Consider the following 21,410-nt stretch of genomic DNA (forward strand, 5'->3'; position numbering starts at 1 on the left):
TTCATGCGGAACGGACCGGTTGCGGCGGGTCGGACAGCAGCGGAACGAAACGGACGGGCCACAGGTCCTCCCGGATAAGGCCAGCTTCGGAGCGCCGGAAACGCACGACCCTCTGGCCGCGGTGATCGGTCCCCAACGGAATGACCAAGACACCACCAACGGCGAGTTGATCCGTCAAGTCTTTTGGCGGCTCCGGCCCACCGGCGGCTGTGACCAGTATACGGGCGAAGGGCGCCTGCTCCGGCCAGCCCCGCGTCCCGTCGCCGAGCCGCGTGGTGATGTTGCCGATGTCGAGCGCCTTGAACCGCGCCTCCGCCTCGCACAGGAGCGGTTTCAGCCGCTCGATGGTGAAGACCCGGCGGCAGAGCCGCGACAACACCGCCGCCTGATAGCCGGAGCCGGTACCGACCTCCAGGACAAGATGCCGCGGCTGCAGCTCCAGAGCCTGGGTCATCAGCCCGACCACCAGCGGTTGGCTGATGGTCTGGCCAAGGTCGATCGGCAGCGCCGTGTCCTCCCACGCCCGGTCCTGGAAGGCTTCCGGGACGAACAGCTCGCGCGGGATCCGCTCGATCGCCGCCAACACCTTCGTGTCGGTGACGCCGGCCCCGCGAAGGGCCATCAGCAAGCGGATCTTGCGCGGGTTGTATGTCACACGAAAGCCTGCCTCAACGTCTGCAATGTCGGCGTGTGGGTGAGGTCGAGATAGACCGGCGTCACCGAGATGCCGCCGTTGAACACGACATGGATGTCGGTGTCGTCCGCCACGTCGGCCTCGCCGCGCAGGGTGCCGATCCAGATATAGGGCTTGCCGCGCGGGTCCACACGCTCGAACAGCTCGTCGCCGATCTTGCGCTTGCCGTGACGCACCACCTGGATGCCCGTCACCTCCGCCGCCGGACGGGCCGGGAAGTTGACGTTCAGCAGCACGTTCTTCGGCCAGGCCACCGTCACCGCCTTGCGCACCACGTCGGCGCCATGGGCCGCTGCGGCGGACCAGTCGATGGGTTGGCCCGGCTCGTAATGCTGGCTCATGGCGATGGCCGGGACGTTCAGCAGCGTCGCTTCCATCGCCGCGGCGATGGTGCCGGAATAAGTCACGTCCTCGCCGATGTTGGAGCCCTGGTTGACGCCGGACAGCACCAGCGTCGGACGGGCGTCCCTCATCACATGGTTGACCGCCAGCAGCACGCAGTCGGTCGGCGTGCCGTCGACGGTGAAGCGGCGTTCGTCCAGCTTGCGCAGGCGCAGCGGCCGGTTGATGGTCAGCGAATGGCTGGCCGCCGACTGCTCCATCTCCGGCGCGACGACCCAGACGTCGTCGGACAGCTCGCGCGCGATGGCTTCCAGGACCTTCAATCCCTGCGCATGGATGCCGTCGTCGTTGGTGACGAGGATGCGTGTCCGGGACAGGTCGAGCGGCAGGTCGAACATCAGATGGAAATCCTCTCCACTCCGCGCATGTAGGGGCGGAGCGCTTCGGGAACCAGGATCGAACCGTCGGGCTGCTGGTAGTTCTCCAGCACCGCGATCAGGCAGCGCCCGACCGCCACACCCGATCCATTGAGGGTGTGCACGAATTGAGTTTGCTTCTCGCCCTTCGGCCTGCAACGGGCTTTCATCCGCCGCGCCTGGAAATCTCCGCAATTGGAGATGCTGGAGATCTCGCGGTAGGCGTTCTGGCCGGGCAGCCAGACCTCGACGTCATAGGTCTTGCGCGAGGAGAAGCCCATGTCGCCGGTGCACAGGACGATGGTGCGGTAGGGCAGCCCCAGCCGCTCCAGGATCGTCTCGGCGCAGCGGGTCATGCGCTGGTGCTCGTCCTCCGACTGTTCCGGCGTGGTGATGGCGACCATCTCCACCTTCCAGAACTGGTGCTGGCGGATCATGCCGCGGGTGTCGCGCCCGGCCGACCCGGCTTCGGCGCGGAAGCAGGGGGTCAGCGCGGTGTAGCGCAGCGGCAATTCCTCAGACGCCACGATCTGGTCGTTGACCAGATTGGTCAGCGGAACCTCGCTGGTCGGGATCAGGTAATGGTCGGTCGAGGTGGTCTTGAACAGATCCTCCTCGAACTTCGGCAGCTGGCCGGTGCCGAACAGCGCGTTGTCGCGCACCATCAGCGGGGGGGCGATCTCGGTGAAGCCGTGCTCCGACGTGTGGATGTCCAGCATGAAATCGGCGAGCGCGCGCTCAAGACGGGCCAGCCTGCCCTTCAGCACGGTGAAGCGGGCGCCGGACATGCGGGCCGCCGCCTCGAAATCCATCAGGCCCAGCGCTTCGCCCAGCTCGTAATGCTGCTTGGGGTTGGCGATGTCGGGCGGGGTGCCCCAGCGGCGGACCTCGACGTTGGCGGTCTCGTCCGGCCCGTCCGGCACATCGTCGGCCGGGATGTTGGGCAGGCCGGCGAGCAGCCCGTCGAGTTCGGCGCCGAGCGCGCGTTCCTCCTCCTCGACCTGGGGCAGCCGCTCCTTCAGGGTCGCCATCTCGTCGAGGATCGGCTGGGCGTCGCGGCCCTCGCGCTTGGCGAGACCGATTTCCTTGGCCGCTTCGTTCCGGCGGGCCTGCATCTCCTGCATCTGGGTCTGCGCGGCACGGCGGCGGCCGTCGAGGTCGAGCACGGAGGACGACATCGGCGCCAGTCCCCGGCGGCCAAGGCCGCGGTCGAAGGCTTCGGGATTCTCACGGATGGCGCGAAGGTCGTGCATGGCTCGAACAATCAACGAATTGTGTGGGGGATTGGTTATACGGCGCGACCCCGCCAAGGTCCAGTGCAAGCCCGTCCATCGACATGATCCAAAGGGATCTGCGCAAAAGGGATCTGCGCGGACGGCATGGCCGCTGCGCCCCGGCTGTTGTTGGAACCGACGGGCACGACAGGGCAATGTCCGTTGTGCGCCGCAGTGGACGGCGCCAATGCCAGAAAAACGGAGCCGAGCGCGTGCGCGACGAGATCGAGACCGGTGCTGAGACCGATGCAGAGGTCGCCTATCTGCAGGCCGGCACCCCCGCCTATCGCCGCGCCAGTCGCATTCTGTTCGTCGCCGGATTCTCCACCTTCGCCACGCTGTACTGCGTGCAGCCGCTGCTGCCGGAGTTCGTGCAGGAATTCGGGGTGACGCCGGCCGAATCCAGCCTGTCGCTGTCGCTGACCACCGGCGTGCTGGCGGTGGCTTTGCTGGTGGCGGGCGCCATCTCCGACGGGATCGGGCGCAAGCCGGTGATGGTGGCGGCCTTGCTCGGCGCCGGCATCCTCGGGATCATCGGCGCGCTGATGCCGGGCTGGCACGGATTCCTCGCGGTGCGGGCGCTGGAGGGGCTGGCCCTGAGCGGCCTGCCGGCAGTGGCGATGGCCTATGTCTCTGAAGAGGTCGATCCGAAATCGGCCGGCGTCGCCATGGGGCTCTATATCGGCGGCACCGCCATCGGCGGCATGTCCGGCCGAGTGCTGACCGCTGTGGTCACCGATCTCGGCACCTGGAGGCTGGCGGTGGGGGTGGTCGGGGCGCTGGCGGTGGCAGCGGCCTTCACCGTCTGGCTCGCGCTGCCGCCGTCGCGCCATTTCGTCCGCCGCGCCGCCGGGCTGCCGGCACTGGTGCGGGCGTGGCGCGGGCTGCTGACGGATCCGGCGCTGCTCGGACTGTTCTCGCTCGGCTTCCTGCTGATGGGCGGCTTCGTCACCGTCTTCAACTATATCGGTTTCCGCCTGAGCGAGCCGCCGTTCGAACTGCGGCCGGCCATCGTCGGCGCGGTGTTCCTGGTCTACAGCTTCGGCGTCGTCAGTTCGCCGCTGTTCGGCGGCTGGTCGGGGAGGTTTGGATCGCACCGTACGCTGGCGGCGGCGGTGGCGCTGATGGTGGGCGGGCTGGCGCTGATGGAGATCGACAGCCTGTTCGCCATCGCCCCCGGCATCGCCCTGTTCACCTTCGCCTTCTTCGGCGCCCATTCCATCGTGTCGGCCTGGATCGGGCGGCGCGCGGCAGTGGCGCGCGGGCAGGCCTCGTCCATCTATCTGTTCTGCTACTATCTGGGTTCGACGGTCGCCGGAACGCTGGGTGGGCTGTTCTGGCACGGCTTCGGCTGGACCGGGGTCGCCGCCTTCGTCGGGCTGCTGATCCTCATCGCAGTGGGTGTGACGGCCGGGCTGCAGCGCAGCCGCTGACGGCGCGGCGAAGGGTCGCGCTTGTCGTTCGCCATATTGCGTTGCGCACGGGCGCGCATCAGGCTGGAAGGGTTCGTTGGGCAGGAGTGCGCAGGGTGAGTGACCTGACCGTCTATCTGGAAAACGATGCCCGCCGCCCGGAATTCCGCACCGCCGACCCGGCGTTGATGGCCGGCCATCTGGCCCATATCGGAATCCTGTACGAACGCTGGACCGCCGACACCTCCCTGCCCGCCTCCGCCGACGCCGACACCGTGCAGCGGGCCTATGCCGCGCCAATCGACCGGCTGAAGGCGGCCCGCCGTTTCTGCACCGCGGACGTCGTTCGCGTCACTCCCAAGACCGAGGGTGTCGAGGCCCTGCGTGCAAAGTTCCTGCACGAACACACCCATGCGGAGGATGAGGCGCGCTTCTTCGTGGAGGGTGCGGGCGCCTTCTACATCCATCTCGACCGCCGTGTCTTCCGCGTGCTGTGCGGGGCGGGTGACCTGCTGAGCATTCCCGCCGGCACGCCGCACTGGTTCGACATGGGGCCGCGGCCGCGCTTCACCACCATCCGCTTCTTCAGTCGCCCCGAAGGCTGGATGGCGACGCCGACCGGCGACACCATCGCCGCGCGCTTCCCGCTTTTCGAACCGGAGGCTGTGGAGGCGGCCTGACTCCGCCCCATTTCCGTCCCAAAAAATTCACTTGAATCACGGACGGAAAAGCGTAAATCAATCGACACGACGCACCCGCACGTGCCTATGGCCCTCTGTGGTTATGCTACGACGTACCGCGTCCTTTTTGGCAGAACCGGCCATTCCAGTGGGCCGGTCCCGAGAGGGAGGTCAGTATGTACGCTGCCCACGGTGGGGCTGTGAGACGGTAGCCCTTTAGCCGGTAAACGACGCGCTGTTGCCTGGAGCTTCACAGCCCGGGGCCGCTGCTCGCACCGGCTATTTCCGTCTCCCCCTTTCCAAAATCCGATCAACCGCCGATTCCGCTGCGCCACCCGCGCCCCAGCCCTGTGCTGGCCGGTTCGTGACGCGGCTGGGGATCGCCGTCTGCTCACCGGGCCGGCCTGCACGCCGCTGTCCGGGGATAGGAGTGCGCCATGGGTTTCCTGCGTTCCCGTTCCGCCGTCACCCCGCTCCGCCGCGTCGGCCTGAACGACAGCAGCGTCGTTTCGCTGTCCACCGGCCGCCGCTCGACCGTGACCCAGGCTGTCGCCCTGCACCGCCCGGAAGAGCCGATGCACTGCATCCGCCCCGGCGTGCTGGCCGACACCGCCGGCAGTTTCCTGACCGCCTTCAACGGGGCGACCGACGCGGTCGGCCGCGGCGGCGACGTGCTCTATGCCGTCAAGTGCAACCCTGAGCCGGCCGTGCTGCGCGCCCTGTGGGCCGGCGGCGTGCGCCGCTTCGACGTCGCCTCCCCCGGTGAGATCCGCCTGATCCGCCAGATGTTCCCCGACGCCGTCCTGCATTACATGCACCCGGTCAAGGGCCGTCTGGCGATCCGCAACGCCTATCACCAGTATGGCGTCCGCGACTTCGTGCTCGACAGCCGGGAGGAGCTGGACAAAATCCTGGAGGAGACGGACGGTGCCGCCGACCTCGGCCTCGTCGTGCGCCTCGCCCTGCCGAAGGGCAACGCGGTCTACGACCTGTCGGGCAAGTTCGGCGCCGCGATGGCCGATGCGGTGGAGCTGCTGCGCGCCGCCCGCGCCGTGGCGCCGAAGGTCGGGCTGTCCTTCCATGTCGGCTCGCAGATGCTCGACCCGTCGGCCTACGAGCGCGCCATCGCGCTGGCCGGCCGCGTCATCGCGGAGAGCGGCGTCGCCATCGACGTGCTGGATGTCGGCGGCGGCTTCCCGGTGTCCTATCCGGGCATCACCCCGCCGCCGCTCGGCGACTTCATGGCCGCCATCGCCCGCGGGATCGCCGCCCTCGACCTGCCGGCGCACTGCCGCCTGTGGTGCGAGCCCGGCCGCGCACTGGTCGCCCCCGGCGTCTCGCTGGTGGTGCAGGTGGTGAAGCGGCGCGGAGCCGAGCTGTTCATCAACGACGGCGTCTATGGCGCCCTGTCGGATGCCGGCGTGCCCGGCTTCCGCTTCCCGGCGCGGCTGATCCGCCCGTTCGAGGCGATGACCGACGCCGAGAGCGAAGCCTTCAGCTTCTACGGCCCGACCTGCGACAGCGCCGACAAGATGGCCGGCCCGTTCCACCTGCCGGCCGACGTGAAGGCCGGCGACTGGATCGAGCTGGGCCAGCTCGGCGCCTATGGCTCCTGCCTGCGCACCGCCTTCAACGGCTTCGATCAGGCGCGTGTCGTCGAGGTGTCGGACGCGCCGCTGCTCGCCACCCCCGGCTACGTGCTGCGCTCCTGCGCGGCCTGAAAAAGAAGCCGGATTCTGTGGATAAAGCGTAAAGACATCCGTAACATTCAGTGGCCCGGCGCGCCCCGTTTCCTCTTCTCCGAAGTGGGCGGGCGCGCCGGCTCATGTCGTTGGCCTAAACTACCTCGGGGAGACAAAAAATCATGGCCCTGGACACGAAGCTCTGCACGTTCACAGGCCGCATGGTCATCGTTGGATTCGGTTCGATCGGCCAGGGTGTCTTGCCGCTGCTTCTCCGTCACATCGACGGACTTACGGCCGACCGAATCACCATCGTCACCGCCGAGGAGCGCGGACGGGAGGAGGCGGAGCTTTACGGCGTCGCGTTCCACAACAATCCGCTCGACAACGACAATTTCTTCCAGGTTCTGAAGCCGCTGATCGACAAGGGCGATTTCCTGGTCAACCTGTCGGTCGACGTGTCGTCGATCGCGCTGATCGAATTCTGCCAGCGGGTCGGCGCCTTCTACACCGACACCTGCACCGAACCGTGGGCCGGCGGCTATACCGATTCCAGCCTGTCGCCGTCGCTGCGCTCCAACTATGCGCTGCGCGAATCGGCGCTGGCGCTGCGCAGCCGCTATGAGAGCGGCCCGACCGCGTTGATCACCCATGGTGCGAATCCGGGTCTGGTTTCGCATTTCGTCAAGCAGGCGCTGCTGAACATCGCCGCTGACACCGGGGTCGAGACCGATGTCCCCACCGACCGCGACGGCTGGGGACGGCTGGCGCAGAAGCTGGGTATCAAGACCATCCATGTGGCGGAGCGCGACACCCAGGTGTCGAACCAGCCCAAGCAGATCGGCGAGTTCGTCAACACCTGGTCGATCGACGGGTTCGTCAGCGAAGGCTGCCAGCCGGCCGAACTCGGCTGGGGCACGCACGAGAAGCAGCTGCCGCCCGACGGCCGCCGGCACGAGTTCGGCTGCGACGCCGCCATCTATCTGATGCGGCCGGGCGCGGCCACCCGCGTGCGCACCTGGACCCCGCTGGAGGGGCCGTTCCACGGCTTCCTCATCACCCACAGCGAAGCGATCTCGATCTCCGACTATTTCACCGTGCGCGAGGGCGACACCGTCGTCTACCGCCCGACCTGCCACTATGCCTATCATCCCTGCGACGATGCGGTGATGTCGCTGCACGAACTGGCCGGCAAGAACTTCAACATCCAGGCCGAACAACGGCTGATGATGCACGAGATCACCGGCGGCATGGACGAGCTTGGCGTGCTGCTGATGGGGCATCCCAAGGGCGCCTACTGGTACGGCTCGCGGCTGGACATCGACACCGCGCGGTCGCTGGCCCCCTACAACAACGCCACCTCGCTGCAGGTGACCTCCACCGTCCTCGGCGGCATCGTCTGGGTGCTGGAGAACCCGAATCGGGGCTTGGTCGAACCGGACGAGGTGGACTTCCGCAGGGTGCTGGACATCGCCGACCCCTATCTCGGCGAGGTGGTCGGCGCCTATGGCGACTGGACGCCGCTGCAGGACCGCAATGTCCTGTTCCCCGAGGACATCGACGAGGATGACCCCTGGCAGTTCAAGAACTTCCGGGTCGTTTGAGAGAAATCGGATGAAGTGCCGCAGCCCCCGCTGCCCCGTCGGCGGCGTCGGCTGCGGCAGTGCTGCCACAGGGCGCATGGCGACACGGTGACATTGCCCGCCGAAGGGCTTTGAAACCGTTGACTTGGGCTTTCGCTTCCCCCAATCGTTCAGCCATGCCCAAGCACGTCTCCCGGCGCGCCCGCGCCAAAGCTCCGACCGCCGCCACCCTCATCATGCGCTCCGGCATCGTCGGGCTCATGGCGACTTGCGGGATTGCCGTGGTGGATCTGGCCATTCCGGATCCGGCGAACGCCCAATCGCCCGCGACCCAGGTTCCGGGAACGAAGCCGGACGCCGCGGCCGTGCGGGGAAGCGCCGACGGCACTGCGTCCAAGCAGGAACCGGTCCTGCTGACCGCCGATCAGGTCACCTTCGACGAGGTGAACAGCGTCGTCACCGCCAGCGGCAATGTGGAGCTTGCGCAGGGCAAGCGCAGCGTCCGCGCCGACAAGATCACCTACAACCAGAAGACCAAGGTCGTCACCGCCACAGGCAAGATCCGCCTGGTGGAGCCGTCGGGCGACATCATCTTCGCCGATTATGCCGAACTGACCGACAACCTGAAGGACGTGTTCATCGAGAACATCCGCGTCCTGATGACCGACAACGGCCGCATGGCCGGCAACGAGGGCGAGCGGCGCGAGGGCCGGCTGACGCGCGTCAACCGCGGCGTCTACAGCCCTTGCGACCTTTGCAAGGAAGACCCGACCCGTCCGCCGCTGTGGCAGATCCGCGCCGTGCGCATCGTTCACGACAACGAGGAGCACGAGGTCCGCTACAAGGACGCGACGATGGAGATCTTCGGGATCCCCGTCGCCTACACGCCCTACCTGTCGCATCCCGATCCGTCGGTGGACCGCAAGAGCGGCTTCCTGACGCCGTCCTTCGGCAACAACTCCAATCTCGGCGCGATCCTCAAGACCCACTACTACTGGGACATCGCGCCGGACCAGGACGCCACCTTCGACCTGCATTACTACTCGCAGCAGGGGCCGCTGCTCGGCGGCCAGTACCGCAAGCGGTTCGAGAGCGGTCGCCTGGAACTGGAAGGCGCCATCACCCGCGGCGACGTGGCCAACACCACCATCGTGCCGAAGGAAACGCGCACCCGCGGCTATGTCGCGGCGCGCGGCCTGTTCGACATCGACGAGACCTGGCGCGCCGGGTTCGACGTGAAGCGGGCCAGCGATCCGACTTTCCTGCGCCGCTATTACGATTTCCGCGAAGACTACCTGACCAGCAAGGCCTACGTGGAGGGCTTCCGCGGGCGGAACTATGCGGCGGTCACCGGCTACAGCTTCCAGGACATGCGGTACGGGAACACCGTTCCCGAGCCGGTCGCCCTGCCCTATGCGCAGTACAACGCGCTGGGCGAGCCGGGCAGCCTGCTGGGCGGCCGCTGGTCGTTCGACACCAGCCTGCTGGCGGTGTCCCGCTTCAAGAATGCGGGCCCGGACACGCAGCGCTTCATGGCGCAGCCGGGGTGGGAGCGCAACATCGTCTCCAATGCCGGCTTCGTCACCACCCTGTCGGGCAGCGTGCTGGTCGCAGGCTATACGGCGCAACAGTTCAACACGGCCGATCCCACCACCCGCGGGAACGACAATGTCAGCCGCTTCCGCTTCTTCCCGCAGGGGCAGGCCACCGTCCGCTATCCGTTCGTCCGCTACGGCGAAAGCTCGTCCCAGCTGGTGGAGCCGATCGGCCAGCTGACCTTCGCGCCGAAGCTGCCGAACGGCCGCGTTTTCCCGAACGAAGACAGCCTGGATGTCGAATTCGACGATGTGAACCTGCTGCAGCCCAACCGCTTCACCGGCATCGACCGGCTGGACGACGGCATGCGCTTCACCTATGGCCTGCGCACGGCGATCTACGGCCATACCCAGGGGTCGGCCAGCCTGTTCCTGGGCCAGAGCATCCGCCTGACCGACAGCAATGTCGGCTTCACCGGCGATTCCGGCCTGGAAGAGCGGGTGTCCGACTATGTCGGCCGCCTGGACCTGCAGCCGGCCGACTGGCTGGACGTCAATTACGGCTTCCGCGTCGACCACGAGACCTTCCGTCCGCGTCGGCATTCGCTGAACGCATCCGCCGGTGTGCCGCTTCTGCGGCTGTCGACCTCCTACACCTATGTCGACCAGACCACCGCGCGCAACGCGGTGACCCGCAACCGGGTGGAGCAGGCAAGCTTCGGGGTGTCGTCGCAGTTCACCGATTACTGGAGCCTGGGCGTCAGCCACACCCAGGCGATGGAGCCGCAGCCGGGGCCGCGCTCCAGCCTTGCCGTGCTGTCCTATTCCGACGAATGCCTGGTCTTCCAGACCATCGCGCGCCGCGATTACACCGTCAGCACGACCGGTGAGAAGGACGGCAACACCATCTTCTTCCGTCTGGTCTTCAAGAATGTCGGCGAGTTCAAGAGCCCCGGCATCAACGCCAGCTTCCTGGGCGGCGGTTCGGCCAACCAGTAAGCGCGGATCGGTGGGAAAAGGCGGCAGTTACCGACGGCCAGGGGGTTGCATCCCTTGGCCGTTGCCGTTAGCCATTAACGCCCGACGAGACAGCCCGCCGCGACCGGAATCATGACCCTGGGACGTTACGACTACGAAAGACGCTACCGCAAACGCATGCGGGCCGGCGTGATCAAGTTCGCGCTGCTGGCGGCACTGGTGCTCGGTGTCGGGTTGTTTTCCTACCAGATGGGGATCGAGCAGCTGAAAGGCCGCGATGTCACCCTGAGGGAGGAGATCGCCACCCTGTCGCGCCAGAAGGCCGAGCTGGAGCTGCTGGCGAGCCAGATGCAGCACGCCGCCCGCACCGCCGAGGCGCGCGTGGCCGAACTTGACGGCCGTCTCCAGCGCGAGGTGCCGACCGGCGACCTCGCCAAGCTGACCCAACTGGTTGCGGAGCGGCTGAAGGGTGGGCTGGACGCCAACCGCCTCGCCTTCGTCATTTCGCAGGCGCAGGTTCCGCGCAACTGCCAGCCGACCGACACCAAGCGCTTCACGCTCAGCACGCCGCTGCTGAAGGGCGGCGCTCGCGGCGTCACATTCGGCAACGGCACCGTCACGGTCACCGGCGAGGGTCAGTCGGCCCACAACCCCCAGGGCAACGCCGAAAGCTGGTTCGATCCGGGCCAGCCGGTGACGATTCGCATCACCGGCATGGGCGGCAAGGGCACCACGGTCAGCGGCGTCCTGCCGCTGCACCAGTCGCTGGTGGTAGACAACAGCGAATACCGCTTCACCATCGCCGCCGCCCAGCGCTCCTTCGTCGAGGTCACCGCCGACCGCTGCGCCTATCCCTGAGGCGGGACGGCGAACCCGCGCGGCGGCTCGCCGGCCGCGTGGATGTCCCACATCGTGGCATAGGCCGCTTCGATGGACCGGGTGAAGCGGTCGGTGTCGAACAGCGGGGCGGTCGCCCGCGCCTGTTCCAGCCGCAGCTTCAACGCCGCCAGTTCGGCGGGCTGTTCGGCCAAGCGCCGCGCCGTCGCCTCATACGCGTCCCAATCCGACACCGCCAACTCCGGCAATCCGATCGCGTGCAGCAGGCTGGCGGCCACCCGCCCGGCGAAGGAGCGGCCGAGGACCGTCAGCACCGGCAGACCGGCCCACAGCGCGTCGCTCGCAGTGGTGTGGGCGCCGACCGGGCTCGAATCGAGGAACAGGTCGGCCAGCCGGTGGCGCGCCAGATGCGCCGGACCCGGCAGGCGCGGGGCGAAGACCAGCCGCTCCGGCGCCAAGTTTCGCCCCGCCGCCGCACGCCGCAGGTTGACCGCGACCTCCGCCGGTCCTTCCAGAAGCCACAGCACCGATCCCGGAACGCGCTCCAGAATCCGGCACCAGCGGCCGAACAGCTCGGGACCGATCTTGTAGGATGCGTTGAAGGCGCAGAAGACCACCGCTTCCTTGGGAAGCCCGCAATCGGCGCGGGCCGGCACCGGACCGATGGCGCGCTTGCGGTCGTTCGGCTGGTAGCTGTCGGGCAGATGGACGATTCGCTCGCTGTAGAAGCGCTGATGGTCGGCCGGGACCACGATTGGATCGGCGATGACATAGTCGATGGCCGGGCTGCCCAGCGTGCCCGGATAGCCCAGCCACTGCGCCTGCAGCGGCGCCGGCCGATGGGCGGCGATGCCGGGGCGGGCGTTCTGGGTGTGGCCCTTCAGGTCCACCAGGATATCGATGCCGGCCTCGTGGATCAGGCCGGCCGCCTGCTCGTCGGTAAGGGCGGACAGGTCGATGAAGCGGTCGAACCCGGCGACCAGACGGCGGCGCAACGGACCGCCGTCGTCGGGACCATAGGAGCAGCCGACGACCTCGAAGCGGTCGCGGTCGTGTCGTTCGATCAGTTCGGCGATCAGAACCGCGGTCGCATGTTCGTGGAAGTCGGCCGAGAGATAGCCGATGCGCAGCTTCGGTCCGCGGATGCTGCGGGTCGGAAAGGCCGGACGGATGCCACGCGTCTTCCAGGCTGCATAGCGTTCGGCGCAGGCGCGCTCCAGCGCCGGTCCCGCCCCTTCGCCGAGGAAGATCCAGGGATGGGCCTGCTGCGTCCTCCCCTCCCGCACCAGTTCGACCAGCTTGCCCGATAAAGCGGTCAGCCCGTCCCAGCGGCAGAGGTGGCGGCGCTGCTGAACCAGCTGGGCAAGCACCCCGCCGACGTCGGGCAAACCGATGCGCAACGCGCGTTCGAAGCCGACGATGCTCGCCGCGCCGTCTTCCGCAGGGCCGCCGCGCTGCCCACGTTCCTTCAACGTCAGGGCGAGGTTCGCCTGCCCCTCCGCCAGATCGGGCCGCAGGCTGAGGCAGGCGCGGAATGCCGCGACGGCGCTGTCCATGTCACCGCGGTCGCGGTGGAGGGCGGCCAGAGCCAGCCGGGCCGGCACCAGGGTGGCGTCGAGCGCAAGCGCCCGCCGCAATGCCGCCTCGGCCTCGTCGAGCCGGCCGAGGTCGCGCAGCAGGACGCCCTGGTTGCAGGGGGCGGGCGCGAATTGCGGCATCAGTCGGGCCGCCTCGCCATAGGCCGCCGCCGCCTCAGCCGGACGGCCCAGCGCCTGCAGGGTCACGCCCCAGTTGTAATGGTTGCCGCCGAAATCGGGCAGCCAGGCGAGCGCCTTGCGGTGATGCGATTCCGCTTCCGCAAGCCGGCCCTGGCGCCGCAACGCCTCGCCGAGATTGGAGCGGGCGACCGCTTCCTCCGGCGTGCCGGCCTGCCCCAACGTGTCGAGGGCCGAGAACAGGGCCGACATCAGCGCGCCGTCGCCGGGCTTGCCGGCCAGACGGCGGCGCAGATCGGCGACGGCGCGCTGGCCGGGCAGAGACGCGGAGGTCACTTGCGCTGCCACTGGCCCGCGGCGGTCATCACGAACTGGCCGGCCGGGGTACGCTCGATCAACTGCTGGCCGGCGACCGCCTGGACCTTGTCCAGCGCCGTGCCGTTGCCCTTGGCGATTTCCTGATAACGGGCGAGGCGCTGGGCGTTCACCTGCTGCGCCAGCGCCTGGGCCGAGGCCGGCGCGCCGGGGACGACGCCGACCAGACCGTCGGGACGCTCGCCCACCTGACCGGCGGCCTTGGCGGCGGCCAGCGCATCCTGCGCCAGGGCCAGTTGCGGCAGGGCGGACACCAGCAGTCCGGCGGCCAGCGCGGACAGCGCGAGCCGGTTGAAACGGCGGCGGCTGATGGGATCGGTCTTCATCACTTCTTCCCCTTCGTGGAAGAGGTCGTGGAGTCGGTTGGCAGGCCGAACAGGGCGGGATCGTTGCGGATGGCGTCGTCGACGTCGCGTTCCAGCTTGACCCGCACCTCCTGTTCGATCCGGACGTTCAGGTTGATCTCGATGGGCTTGTCGGGCGCTTCGATCTTCACCGTCGGGGAGCAGGCGGCAGCGGCGGCCGAGATCAGCAGAGCAGCCGCGAGGGCCCCAGGTGGATTTTTGGCAGGTCGGATTTTGGTCTGCATAATGGCGGTCAGGGGTCCTTCTGGTCGAAGCCGGTCATCCGGTCCCGCAGCGTGTCGGGGATCCGGTAGACGTCGAGGTTCTGGCGCAGAATCCGGTCGAGCGCGCCGGACAGCTTAAGGTTAAGCGCGACCGGATAGCCATCGTAGAATGACGGGTTCGATCCGCGCAGCGAGAGGCCGGCGCTGAGCTCGCCGCCGGCCTGCCCGTCGATGGTGATCCGCAGGGTGTCGAAATGGAAATCGGTCATCGCCCCCATCAACATGGCTGTCGGGCTGCCCTCCTCCCCCTTCATGGCGGGTGGCGGCTTGTCCGGGTCGTAGCGCAGGGTGCCGGGGCCCGCCGATTCGAGCACGCCGCCGTCGAGCGTCACCTTATCGCCGGCGAACACGACCGGCAGGGATCCCGCCAGCGTGCCACTGGCCGCCAGCCCGTCGAGCGCGATCAGGTCCAGCAGCTTGGCGGCATCGATGCCGTCGGCATGCAGGGTGACCCGCCCCTTGGGCTTCTCGGGCGACAGCACGAACGGGTCGGCGCGCAGAAGGCCGCCGGCCCAGTTCCATTCCGCCCTGTCCACATCCAGCCGCCCGTCGCGGCCATAGCCGAACAGCAGCGTGCCGTCGGTCAGCGGTATGCCGACGTCCAACAGTCCGATCGACAGCTTCTGCCCATCCGGGATCACCGGCGGCGACAGGCTGGACAAGGCGATGGTGCCGCTGACCCCGGCGACGGTCACCGGCCCGGCGGCCCCGGCAAGTCCCTTCACCACCGCCTGTCCGGCCGTAGTCACGCCCTTCGCCGTCAAAGCGACCGTCGCCTTGCCCGACAGGGTGCCCGACGCCTTTTCCAGGAACGTCGCGGCGAGCGGCGAAACGGCGCCGAGGCCGGGGCCATCGGGGGCAAGGCGGAACGGCTTCGCCACCACCTGCAGCGTGCCGGTGCCGGCGATCTGGTCATAGGTGCCGTCGAGCGTGAGGGAGAGGAGCCCGTTCGCGCCCTTGGCGGTGCCGTCGATCGCCCATGGCCCCTGCCCTGCCTGCACCGCCTGCACCGTGACGGCCAGCGGCACGACGGGCGCCGGCTTGGCGGTGTTGGTCAGTTGCCCGACCACGGCATCAGCGTGCCGTCCGTCGCCATCCTGCGCCAGCCGCAGCAGGACCTTTTCAGCGCGCACTCCACTGGCGGGGGCATCGAGACGCGGCGCCTGCAACTCCGCCATGATTGTCATGGCGTCGGGCGACCAGCGCACGAGCACGGCTTCGCCCACCGGACACAGCGTCGCCCCCTGCGGCAGGCCGAGCGGCTGCCCGGCAACCGTGAGCCGTTCCGCCTTGGCCGGCAGGCAGCCGACGGGTGCGACGGTCACCGCGCCGCCGTCCATCCCGATCACCAGCGCGCCGGACAGCGTCACGCGCCCCGACATCGGCAGGTCGAGCGCCGGGGCCGCCGCCTCCAGCGGGCCGCTGTCGACGGCGAACTCCAGCCGCAGGCCGCGCCAGCCATCGGCGATGCGCAGGCTGGTGACCGTCATCGCGGCCCCGGTGAAGCCGGCGTCGCGCAAGGTCTGCGTGGCCATCCCGCCGATCAGCGCCGGACCGGCCAGGATCGCACCGCCCAGCCCGACCACGGCCAGCGTGACCGTGACCGCCACCGTGCCGGCTATCGCCCGTCCCAGCCTCAAGCCCATGCCCTTTCCGTAAAATTCCGTCATGACCGGCATGCCATGTCCATGTCCGGATGAACACCCGGACGAGTGGCTGTCATCCGTGACTTTTGGCGGAGACTTTCGGCGGATCGCCATCCCCGCCAGCGCGGCTTTGCATTCCGACGCTTTTCCCCTATGGTCCGTGGCGCGGATTTCGGCTCATCGGAGTGTTTCGCATGAAGCGGTGGACCCGCGCGTTGCTGGCGGCCCTGTTCGCCACAATCTTCACTGTCTCGTTCTTTACAGTTTCTCAAGGGGAGGCGAAGGCCTTGGATCCGGAAAACACCATTTACCTCGACCTGAAGGACGGTCGCGTGGTGATCGAACTGCGGCCCGACCTGGCGCCGAACCACGTCGCCCGCATCAAGGAACTGACCCGCCAGGGCTTCTATAACGGCGTCGTCTTCCACCGCGTCATCGACGGCTTCATGGCCCAGACCGGCGACCCGACCGGTACCGGCATGGGCGGCTCCGGCAAGAAGCTGAAGGCCGAATTCTCCAGCGCTCCGCACATCCGCGGCACCCTGTCGATGGCCCGCGCCCAGGATCCGGACAGCGCCGACAGCCAGTTCTTCATCTGCTTCGCCCCGTCCCAGTTCCTGGACCGCCAGTACACCGTCTGGGGCCGCGTGGTCGAGGGCATGGAATTCGTCGACATGATCAAGAAGGGCAGCCAGTCCCGCAACGGACAGGTCACCGACCCGGACAAGATCATCAAGATGCAGGTCGCGGCCGACGTGAAGTAACGCCTCCTCCGCAGCCGTTCAGGGAAAGGGGGACCGGTGCGCCGGTCCCTTTTTTCTTGGCGCCGGTTTTCGTCCGTCAACCGCCGGCGAGCGAATTGGTCATGGCCCGCAGCAGATCCTTCATCGATTGCGGCCGGTCCTGCCAGCGCATGGCCAGCCCGGACAGCAGCACCTTCTCGAATCCGGGGGCCAGCGCCACGCCCAACTCGGACGGCTTCGGCACCTTGTCGTTCATGAAACGGGAGGTGGCATCGGGAGGGGTGCGGCCGGTCAGCGCCAGATAGATCGTGGCGCAGAGCGCATAGACGTCGGACCAGGGCCCCTGCCGCCCCTCGTTGGAATATTGCTCCGGCGGGGCGTAGCCGGGCTTGAGGATCACGGTCAGGCCTGCGCCTGGACGGGCGGTCTGCCTCGCGGCACCGAAATCCAGCAGCTTGCGATCGCCCGCGTTGGTCAGGAAGATGTTGTCCGGGCTGATGTCGCGGTGGATCAGTCCCTGCTCGTGAATAGCCTGCAGCGCCTTGGCGATCGGCATCACCACCGACAGCGTCCGTTTCACGTCGATCCGGCCGCCGCAGTCGGCCAGGTATTTCTTCATGGTGCGGCCTTCCAGCAGCTCCATGACCAGATAGGCGGTGGCGTTCTCTTCGAAGAAATCCTGGATGCCGACGATCTCGCGCACGTCGCGCAGGCGGGCGAGCGTCCGAGCCTCCTCCAGGAACTTGGCGAGGCCGGCGGCGAAGGTCTCGGCATGCTCGTCGGAGAAGGGGGAGACGGCGGCGGCGTTGGGAACGCGGGAGATCAGGTTGGATGGATAGTATTCCTTGATCGCCACCTTCACCTGCAGCCGGTCGTCCCATCCCAGATAGGTGGCGCCGAACCCGCCCTGCCCCAGCACGCGCCCGGCACGGTAGCGGCCATGAAGCAGCGTCCCCGGCACCAGATGCACACCCGGCCGGTTGTCCGATTTCGCCGGGAAACCGCAGGCGCCGCAGATCTCCGTCCGGCCTTTCGCGGAATAGCAGCTTGGGCATAGTCCCGCCGTATCGTCGGTGACCACGGGGGTGGTGCCGGCCGCACCGCGCTGCTGGCTGGCCGGATGAAGAATTGTCTCGGCGTTGCGAACCGCCCTGGACGGCGGTGGCGCCACCTCCACGGTGGCCGGCAGAGCGGGCGGCAATACGGGGGGCAGAACGGGCGGCGGGGCGGGCGCGGTCGCCATCTGGCGCAGCCGATCCAGCAGTTCCAGCAGCCTTCGCACCTCCGCCTGGGCGACCTCGCTTTCGGGCTGGGCGAGTTCGGCCTGGAATTGCGGCTGGCGGACGATTTCCAGGATGTGCTGGCGCATCAGCGGCAGGGCGCCGTCCTCGCGGATCAGGCCGGAACAGGCGACCTCCGCCAGCCGGACGGTGCGGCGGCGCAGGACCGGTTCCACCTGCTTCAGGCGAACGGCGAGCTGTCCGGTCTTCACGAAATCGTCGACCGCGCGTTCGGCGCGTCCGGCGATCCGCTCGCAGGCGTCCGCCGGCAGCGGCGCGGCGCGGATCGCCGCCAGCGCGCGGACGAAAGCGCGTTCCAGCAGGGCCGTGTCCGGCGTCTGCACCAGCATGTTCTCGATCAGCAGCTCGTTGCAGACCGCCGCGTCGAGGGACGCGAGGATCTCGTCGGCATGGCGCTCGGCGGCCGGCACGGCGGCGATCCGGGTCAGGTAATGGATTCGGCAGATCAGGTCCGATTGCCCTTCGCCCATCCCGATGATGGAGCGGCGGTAGGCGCTGGCCCCTCCCTGCTCCAGCCGGCGCGAATAGCGGACGGTCAGCGCATCGGCCATCGCCGCTCCGCCGACCAGACCGTCGCGGGTCAGCAGATGCCCGACCAGCGTCTTCAGCATCTCCGCCTCCTGGTCGAAGGCGCCGCGGCCCAGCGGCTGGGGTGCCTTCAACTGGCGGCGGATGCGGTCGAGCACCGCGGCCTTCGCATGGGGCAGCTTGCCCTGGCGGAACAGGGCGTTCAGCACGCCGATGCGGTTCGGCCCCATGGCCTCCATGCCGATCCGGCCGAACAGCATGTCGCAGAGGGTGGACAGCAGCGTTCCGGGCAGCAGATTGGTTCCGAACAGGTCAGACCCGGCGGCGGTGGAGGCCAGGACGTCGCCGATAACTCCGTCGACGGCCGCCGCCAGGCGCTCGTCCCGGTCCCATTGGTGCAGTTCGAGGAGGCGGTCCAGCTTGCCGTTCCAGCTCTTTATCTCCACCAGTTCCAGGGCGATGGCGACGCGCTGGTCATACTCGGCATCGCCGGTGGGAGTCCTGGCTCCCTGGGAGAGCAGCCAGTCCACCGGCTTGCGGCCGCGCGGCATGGCGGCGAATGCGGCCTGGGCGGCGCGCGCCTTGGCCCAGCTTTCATCCACCGCGGCGCGGATGGCGCGTTTGCGCGTCTGCTGCTCCTGCCCCGGCGCGCGGGCCTGGGCCGCCGCGACCTTGCTCAGGGCCGCTTCGATCAATGTCCCCTGTTCCAGACAGGCTTTCAGCGGCTTGGCGAGATGGATCACTTCCGTCGGGGTCAGGAACAGCGGGTCCAGGTACGACCGCAGCACCGTGCCGATCACCAGCCGGGCCGGCAGCGCGTGGTAGTCCGGCAGCGAATCGCACGGCTCCACCTCGTCGAGCGTGGCCATGGCCGACGACGAAGTCGGCATCGCGCGGCTGAGTTGGGGAGTGGACACTCCGGGCCTTTCCTGGACGTGACGGACTGCGCAGCCGGGCTGCAACACCGGCGCCACTTCCGCGTTGTCGATACAACCGGCATTCCGCATCCGCCGGGGAGCGGTGCCGGACGGGCATCGTCGCGCAACGAGGGTAAATGACGAGTGTACGATACCCACATTTTTCGACAAAAACAGATGAACTGTGTCAGCGTCGAGGCAGCGGGCGCCTTGCCGGCGGCGACCGTTTCCTTCGGCCTTCGCATGTGCGATAAGAATCGGGACGCCGACGATGGGAGAATCGCATGATCCGGACGGGCACCATCATCGCGTTGCGGCACGGGCCGATGACACTCACCGCGGCCCCCCGGTGCGGCGGTTCGCTGGCGAGTTGGAGCCTGTCCACCGCCGATGGCCCGGTCGAGCTTTTCCGGCGGGCCTCCGACCGCGCGCTGGCCGGAAGTTTCGCCCCGGACATGGCCTGTTTCCCGCTGGTCCCCTTTTCCAACCGCATCGGCGGCGGCCGGTTCGTCTTCCAGGGCCGTGAGGTCGTGCTCGCCACCGATCCCGGATCGCCCCACCGGATCCACGGCCATGGCTGGTCATCTCCCTGGAGCGTGGAGGCCGTCACCGACGACGCCCTGCGCATGGGGTTCGCCCACCGGGCCGACGACTGGCCCTGGAGCTATCGCGCGGCGCAGACGGTGGCGCTGGACGGCGAAGGACTGACCGTCACGCTCGACCTCGTCAACGACTCGGACAGCGACATGCCGGCCGGGCTGGGGCTGCACCCCTATCTGGTCAGGTCGCCGGGGAGCCGTGTGACCGCCGGCGTCCGGACGGTCTGGGAGAACGACGACACCATCCTGCCCTGCCGCAACCGGCCGCTACCTGCCGCCTGGGATTTCCGCCATGGCGTGACCATGGACCATGTGGCTCTGGACAACGGCTTCACCGGCTGGAACGGCTCGGCGACGCTGGACCGTCCGCGCGAGCGGCTGCGCCTGACCATGCTGGCCGACGGTCCGGCCGGACACCTGATCGTCTACGCACCGCCCGGCGAACCCTATCTATGCCTGGAGCCGGTCACCCACATGACCGATGCGCTGAACCGTCCGCAGGAACCCGATGCCGGGGTGATCGCCCTGCCACCGGGTGAACGGCTGTCGATGACCGTGCGTTTCCTCGTGTCACGACCCTAGAGCGCCGCCCTTCGTACCGAGTTCGCGAGCAAGGCCGATGAAGGCCCTGAAGGCGGCCGACGGGTTTCGCCGTCCGGAATAGTAGAGGCAGAGACCGGAACGCGGCGGCGTCCAGTCATCGAGCACGCGAACGAGACGCCCCGCCTCTATGTCGGCCCGCACGTCCGGCTCCATGAAGAAGCCGAGGCCTACGCCTTCGAGGACGGCGATTCGCGCCAGACTGGCCTCGTCCAGCGTGATCGGTCCATTTACCTCGATCTGCGCCGACTGCCCGTCCTTCTCGAACTGCCACCGGAATAGCGCTCCGTTCGGCAGACGGACACGAATGCACGGGTGAACGAGCAGGTCGGGCGGCCGGCGCGGCCGCTCATGCGCCGCGAAATATGCCGGCGACCCGACGACTGCATAACGCTGCGGCCGACCCAGGGGAACCGCGATCATGTCGCTCGGTACGAGGTCTGCCGCACGCACACCAAGGTCGAACCCCTCGGCGACGATATCCACCAGCCGCCCTTCGGTGACGAGGTCGACATGGACTTGCGGATGACGGCGAAGGAACTCCAGCACCAGCGGCGAGAGGAGTTCGCGCGCTGCTGTGGCGAAGGCATTGATGCGAAGTGTGCCCGACGGAATGATCTGCTGCGACCGCACGGCTTCCAGGGCGCCGTGGACATCCTGCAATGCCGGACCAACCTGCTCGACGAACACCCGCCCGGCATCGGTGAGAGAGACGCTCCGCGTCGTCCGGTTGAACAGGCGAACGCCAAGGCCCGCTTCGAGTTTTCCGATGGCATTGCTGAGCGCCGTCGTCGACATACCCAGGTCGAGCGCCGCTGCGCGAAAGGTGCCCCGTCGCGCGATGGCGATGACCGCATCCAGATCGTTCAGTTCAGCCTCGCGCATTGTCCCGCCAATCGAAACGCCTCATCCAGCTTTATCCCGA

Annotated in this window: 17 protein-coding genes; 8 read left to right on the forward strand and 9 right to left on the reverse strand. The window is 68.1% G+C overall.

Annotated features, from left to right (window positions below):
* Position 1: 1 nt before the first annotated feature.
* From FZ029_RS17250 to serS, 3 genes are read right to left on the reverse strand one after another with little or no spacing between them, the layout of a single operon-like run.
* Positions 2 to 655, reverse strand: a complete 654-nt coding sequence (locus FZ029_RS17250; protein WP_149197008.1) for a protein-L-isoaspartate(D-aspartate) O-methyltransferase — start codon at positions 653 to 655, stop codon at positions 2 to 4.
* Complete coding sequence (gene surE / locus FZ029_RS17255) at positions 652 to 1,434, reverse strand: 5'/3'-nucleotidase SurE (RefSeq protein ID WP_149270411.1); 783 nt, start codon at positions 1,432 to 1,434, stop codon at positions 652 to 654. The genes FZ029_RS17250 and surE overlap by 4 nt, the downstream gene beginning before the upstream one ends.
* On the reverse strand, positions 1,434 to 2,705 hold the full coding sequence (gene serS, locus FZ029_RS17260) for a serine--tRNA ligase (protein ID WP_149270413.1): 1,272 nt from the start codon (positions 2,703 to 2,705) through the stop codon (positions 1,434 to 1,436). Before serS ends, surE begins: the two co-directional genes overlap by 1 nt.
* Before the next feature lie 233 nt (positions 2,706 to 2,938).
* Between serS and FZ029_RS17265 the strand changes: the two genes are divergently transcribed.
* The 6 genes from FZ029_RS17265 (at position 2,939) to FZ029_RS17290 (ending at position 11,454) form a co-directional block, all read left to right on the forward strand.
* Positions 2,939 to 4,159 (forward strand): MFS transporter, encoded by a 1,221-nt coding sequence (locus FZ029_RS17265; protein ID WP_149270415.1) that lies wholly within the window; start codon positions 2,939 to 2,941, stop codon positions 4,157 to 4,159.
* A gap of 95 nt (positions 4,160 to 4,254) precedes the next feature.
* On the forward strand, positions 4,255 to 4,818 hold the full coding sequence (locus FZ029_RS17270; protein ID WP_149270417.1) for a cupin domain-containing protein: 564 nt from the start codon (positions 4,255 to 4,257) through the stop codon (positions 4,816 to 4,818).
* A 437-nt stretch (positions 4,819 to 5,255) separates the two neighbouring features.
* The gene (locus FZ029_RS17275; RefSeq protein ID WP_149270419.1) at positions 5,256 to 6,539 is read left to right on the forward strand and encodes a type III PLP-dependent enzyme; all 1,284 of its coding nucleotides are present in this window, start codon (positions 5,256 to 5,258) and stop codon (positions 6,537 to 6,539) included.
* Between the two features lie 143 nt (positions 6,540 to 6,682).
* Positions 6,683 to 8,104 carry a saccharopine dehydrogenase C-terminal domain-containing protein gene (locus FZ029_RS17280; RefSeq protein ID WP_149270421.1) on the forward strand — a complete coding sequence of 474 codons (1,422 nt, stop codon included), beginning with the start codon at positions 6,683 to 6,685 and terminating at the stop codon, positions 8,102 to 8,104.
* A gap of 155 nt (positions 8,105 to 8,259) precedes the next feature.
* Positions 8,260 to 10,617: an LPS assembly protein LptD gene (gene lptD / locus FZ029_RS17285; RefSeq protein WP_149270423.1), complete on the forward strand. Its 2,358-nt coding sequence runs from the start codon at positions 8,260 to 8,262 to the stop codon at positions 10,615 to 10,617.
* A 111-nt stretch (positions 10,618 to 10,728) separates the two neighbouring features.
* Positions 10,729 to 11,454: a hypothetical protein gene (locus FZ029_RS17290; protein ID WP_149270425.1), complete on the forward strand. Its 726-nt coding sequence runs from the start codon at positions 10,729 to 10,731 to the stop codon at positions 11,452 to 11,454.
* On the opposite strand, the gene FZ029_RS17295 is transcribed toward FZ029_RS17290, so the two are convergent.
* The 4 genes from FZ029_RS17295 to FZ029_RS17310 are packed head-to-tail and all read right to left on the reverse strand — an operon-like array spanning position 11,445 to position 15,830.
* On the reverse strand, positions 11,445 to 13,484 hold the full coding sequence (locus tag FZ029_RS17295; protein WP_247892349.1) for a glycosyltransferase family 41 protein: 2,040 nt from the start codon (positions 13,482 to 13,484) through the stop codon (positions 11,445 to 11,447). The genes FZ029_RS17290 and FZ029_RS17295 overlap by 10 nt on opposite strands.
* Positions 13,481 to 13,849: a YdbL family protein gene (locus FZ029_RS17300; protein ID WP_149270427.1), complete on the reverse strand. Its 369-nt coding sequence runs from the start codon at positions 13,847 to 13,849 to the stop codon at positions 13,481 to 13,483. The genes FZ029_RS17295 and FZ029_RS17300 overlap by 4 nt, the downstream gene beginning before the upstream one ends.
* Positions 13,849 to 14,112: a YnbE family lipoprotein gene (locus tag FZ029_RS17305; protein WP_149270429.1), complete on the reverse strand. Its 264-nt coding sequence runs from the start codon at positions 14,110 to 14,112 to the stop codon at positions 13,849 to 13,851. Before FZ029_RS17305 ends, FZ029_RS17300 begins: the two co-directional genes overlap by 1 nt.
* Before the next feature lie 8 nt (positions 14,113 to 14,120).
* On the reverse strand, positions 14,121 to 15,830 hold the full coding sequence (locus FZ029_RS17310) for a YdbH domain-containing protein (protein WP_247892350.1): 1,710 nt from the start codon (positions 15,828 to 15,830) through the stop codon (positions 14,121 to 14,123).
* Positions 15,831 to 15,991: 161 nt separating this feature from the next.
* Between FZ029_RS17310 and FZ029_RS17315 the strand changes: the two genes are divergently transcribed.
* On the forward strand, positions 15,992 to 16,561 hold the full coding sequence (locus tag FZ029_RS17315) for a peptidylprolyl isomerase (protein ID WP_012974050.1): 570 nt from the start codon (positions 15,992 to 15,994) through the stop codon (positions 16,559 to 16,561).
* 76 nt (positions 16,562 to 16,637) lie between these two features.
* Here FZ029_RS17315 and FZ029_RS17320 read toward each other — a convergent pair whose 3' ends face one another.
* Entirely contained in the window at positions 16,638 to 19,286 is a 2,649-nt protein-coding gene (locus FZ029_RS17320; RefSeq protein WP_247892351.1) for a serine/threonine-protein kinase, read from the reverse strand.
* 284 nt (positions 19,287 to 19,570) lie between these two features.
* On the opposite strand from FZ029_RS17320, the gene FZ029_RS17325 reads away from it, so the two are divergent.
* Positions 19,571 to 20,467 (forward strand): aldose 1-epimerase, encoded by an 897-nt coding sequence (locus FZ029_RS17325; protein WP_149270431.1) that lies wholly within the window; start codon positions 19,571 to 19,573, stop codon positions 20,465 to 20,467.
* On the opposite strand, the gene FZ029_RS17330 is transcribed toward FZ029_RS17325, so the two are convergent.
* Positions 20,456 to 21,370 carry a LysR family transcriptional regulator gene (locus FZ029_RS17330; RefSeq protein WP_149270433.1) on the reverse strand — a complete coding sequence of 305 codons (915 nt, stop codon included), beginning with the start codon at positions 21,368 to 21,370 and terminating at the stop codon, positions 20,456 to 20,458. The genes FZ029_RS17325 and FZ029_RS17330 overlap by 12 nt on opposite strands.
* Positions 21,371 to 21,410: the final 40 nt, after the last annotated feature.

It is taken from the genome of Azospirillum sp. Sh1, assembly GCF_008365135.1.
GTDB classification, from domain to species: Bacteria; Pseudomonadota; Alphaproteobacteria; order Azospirillales; family Azospirillaceae; genus Azospirillum; species Azospirillum oryzae.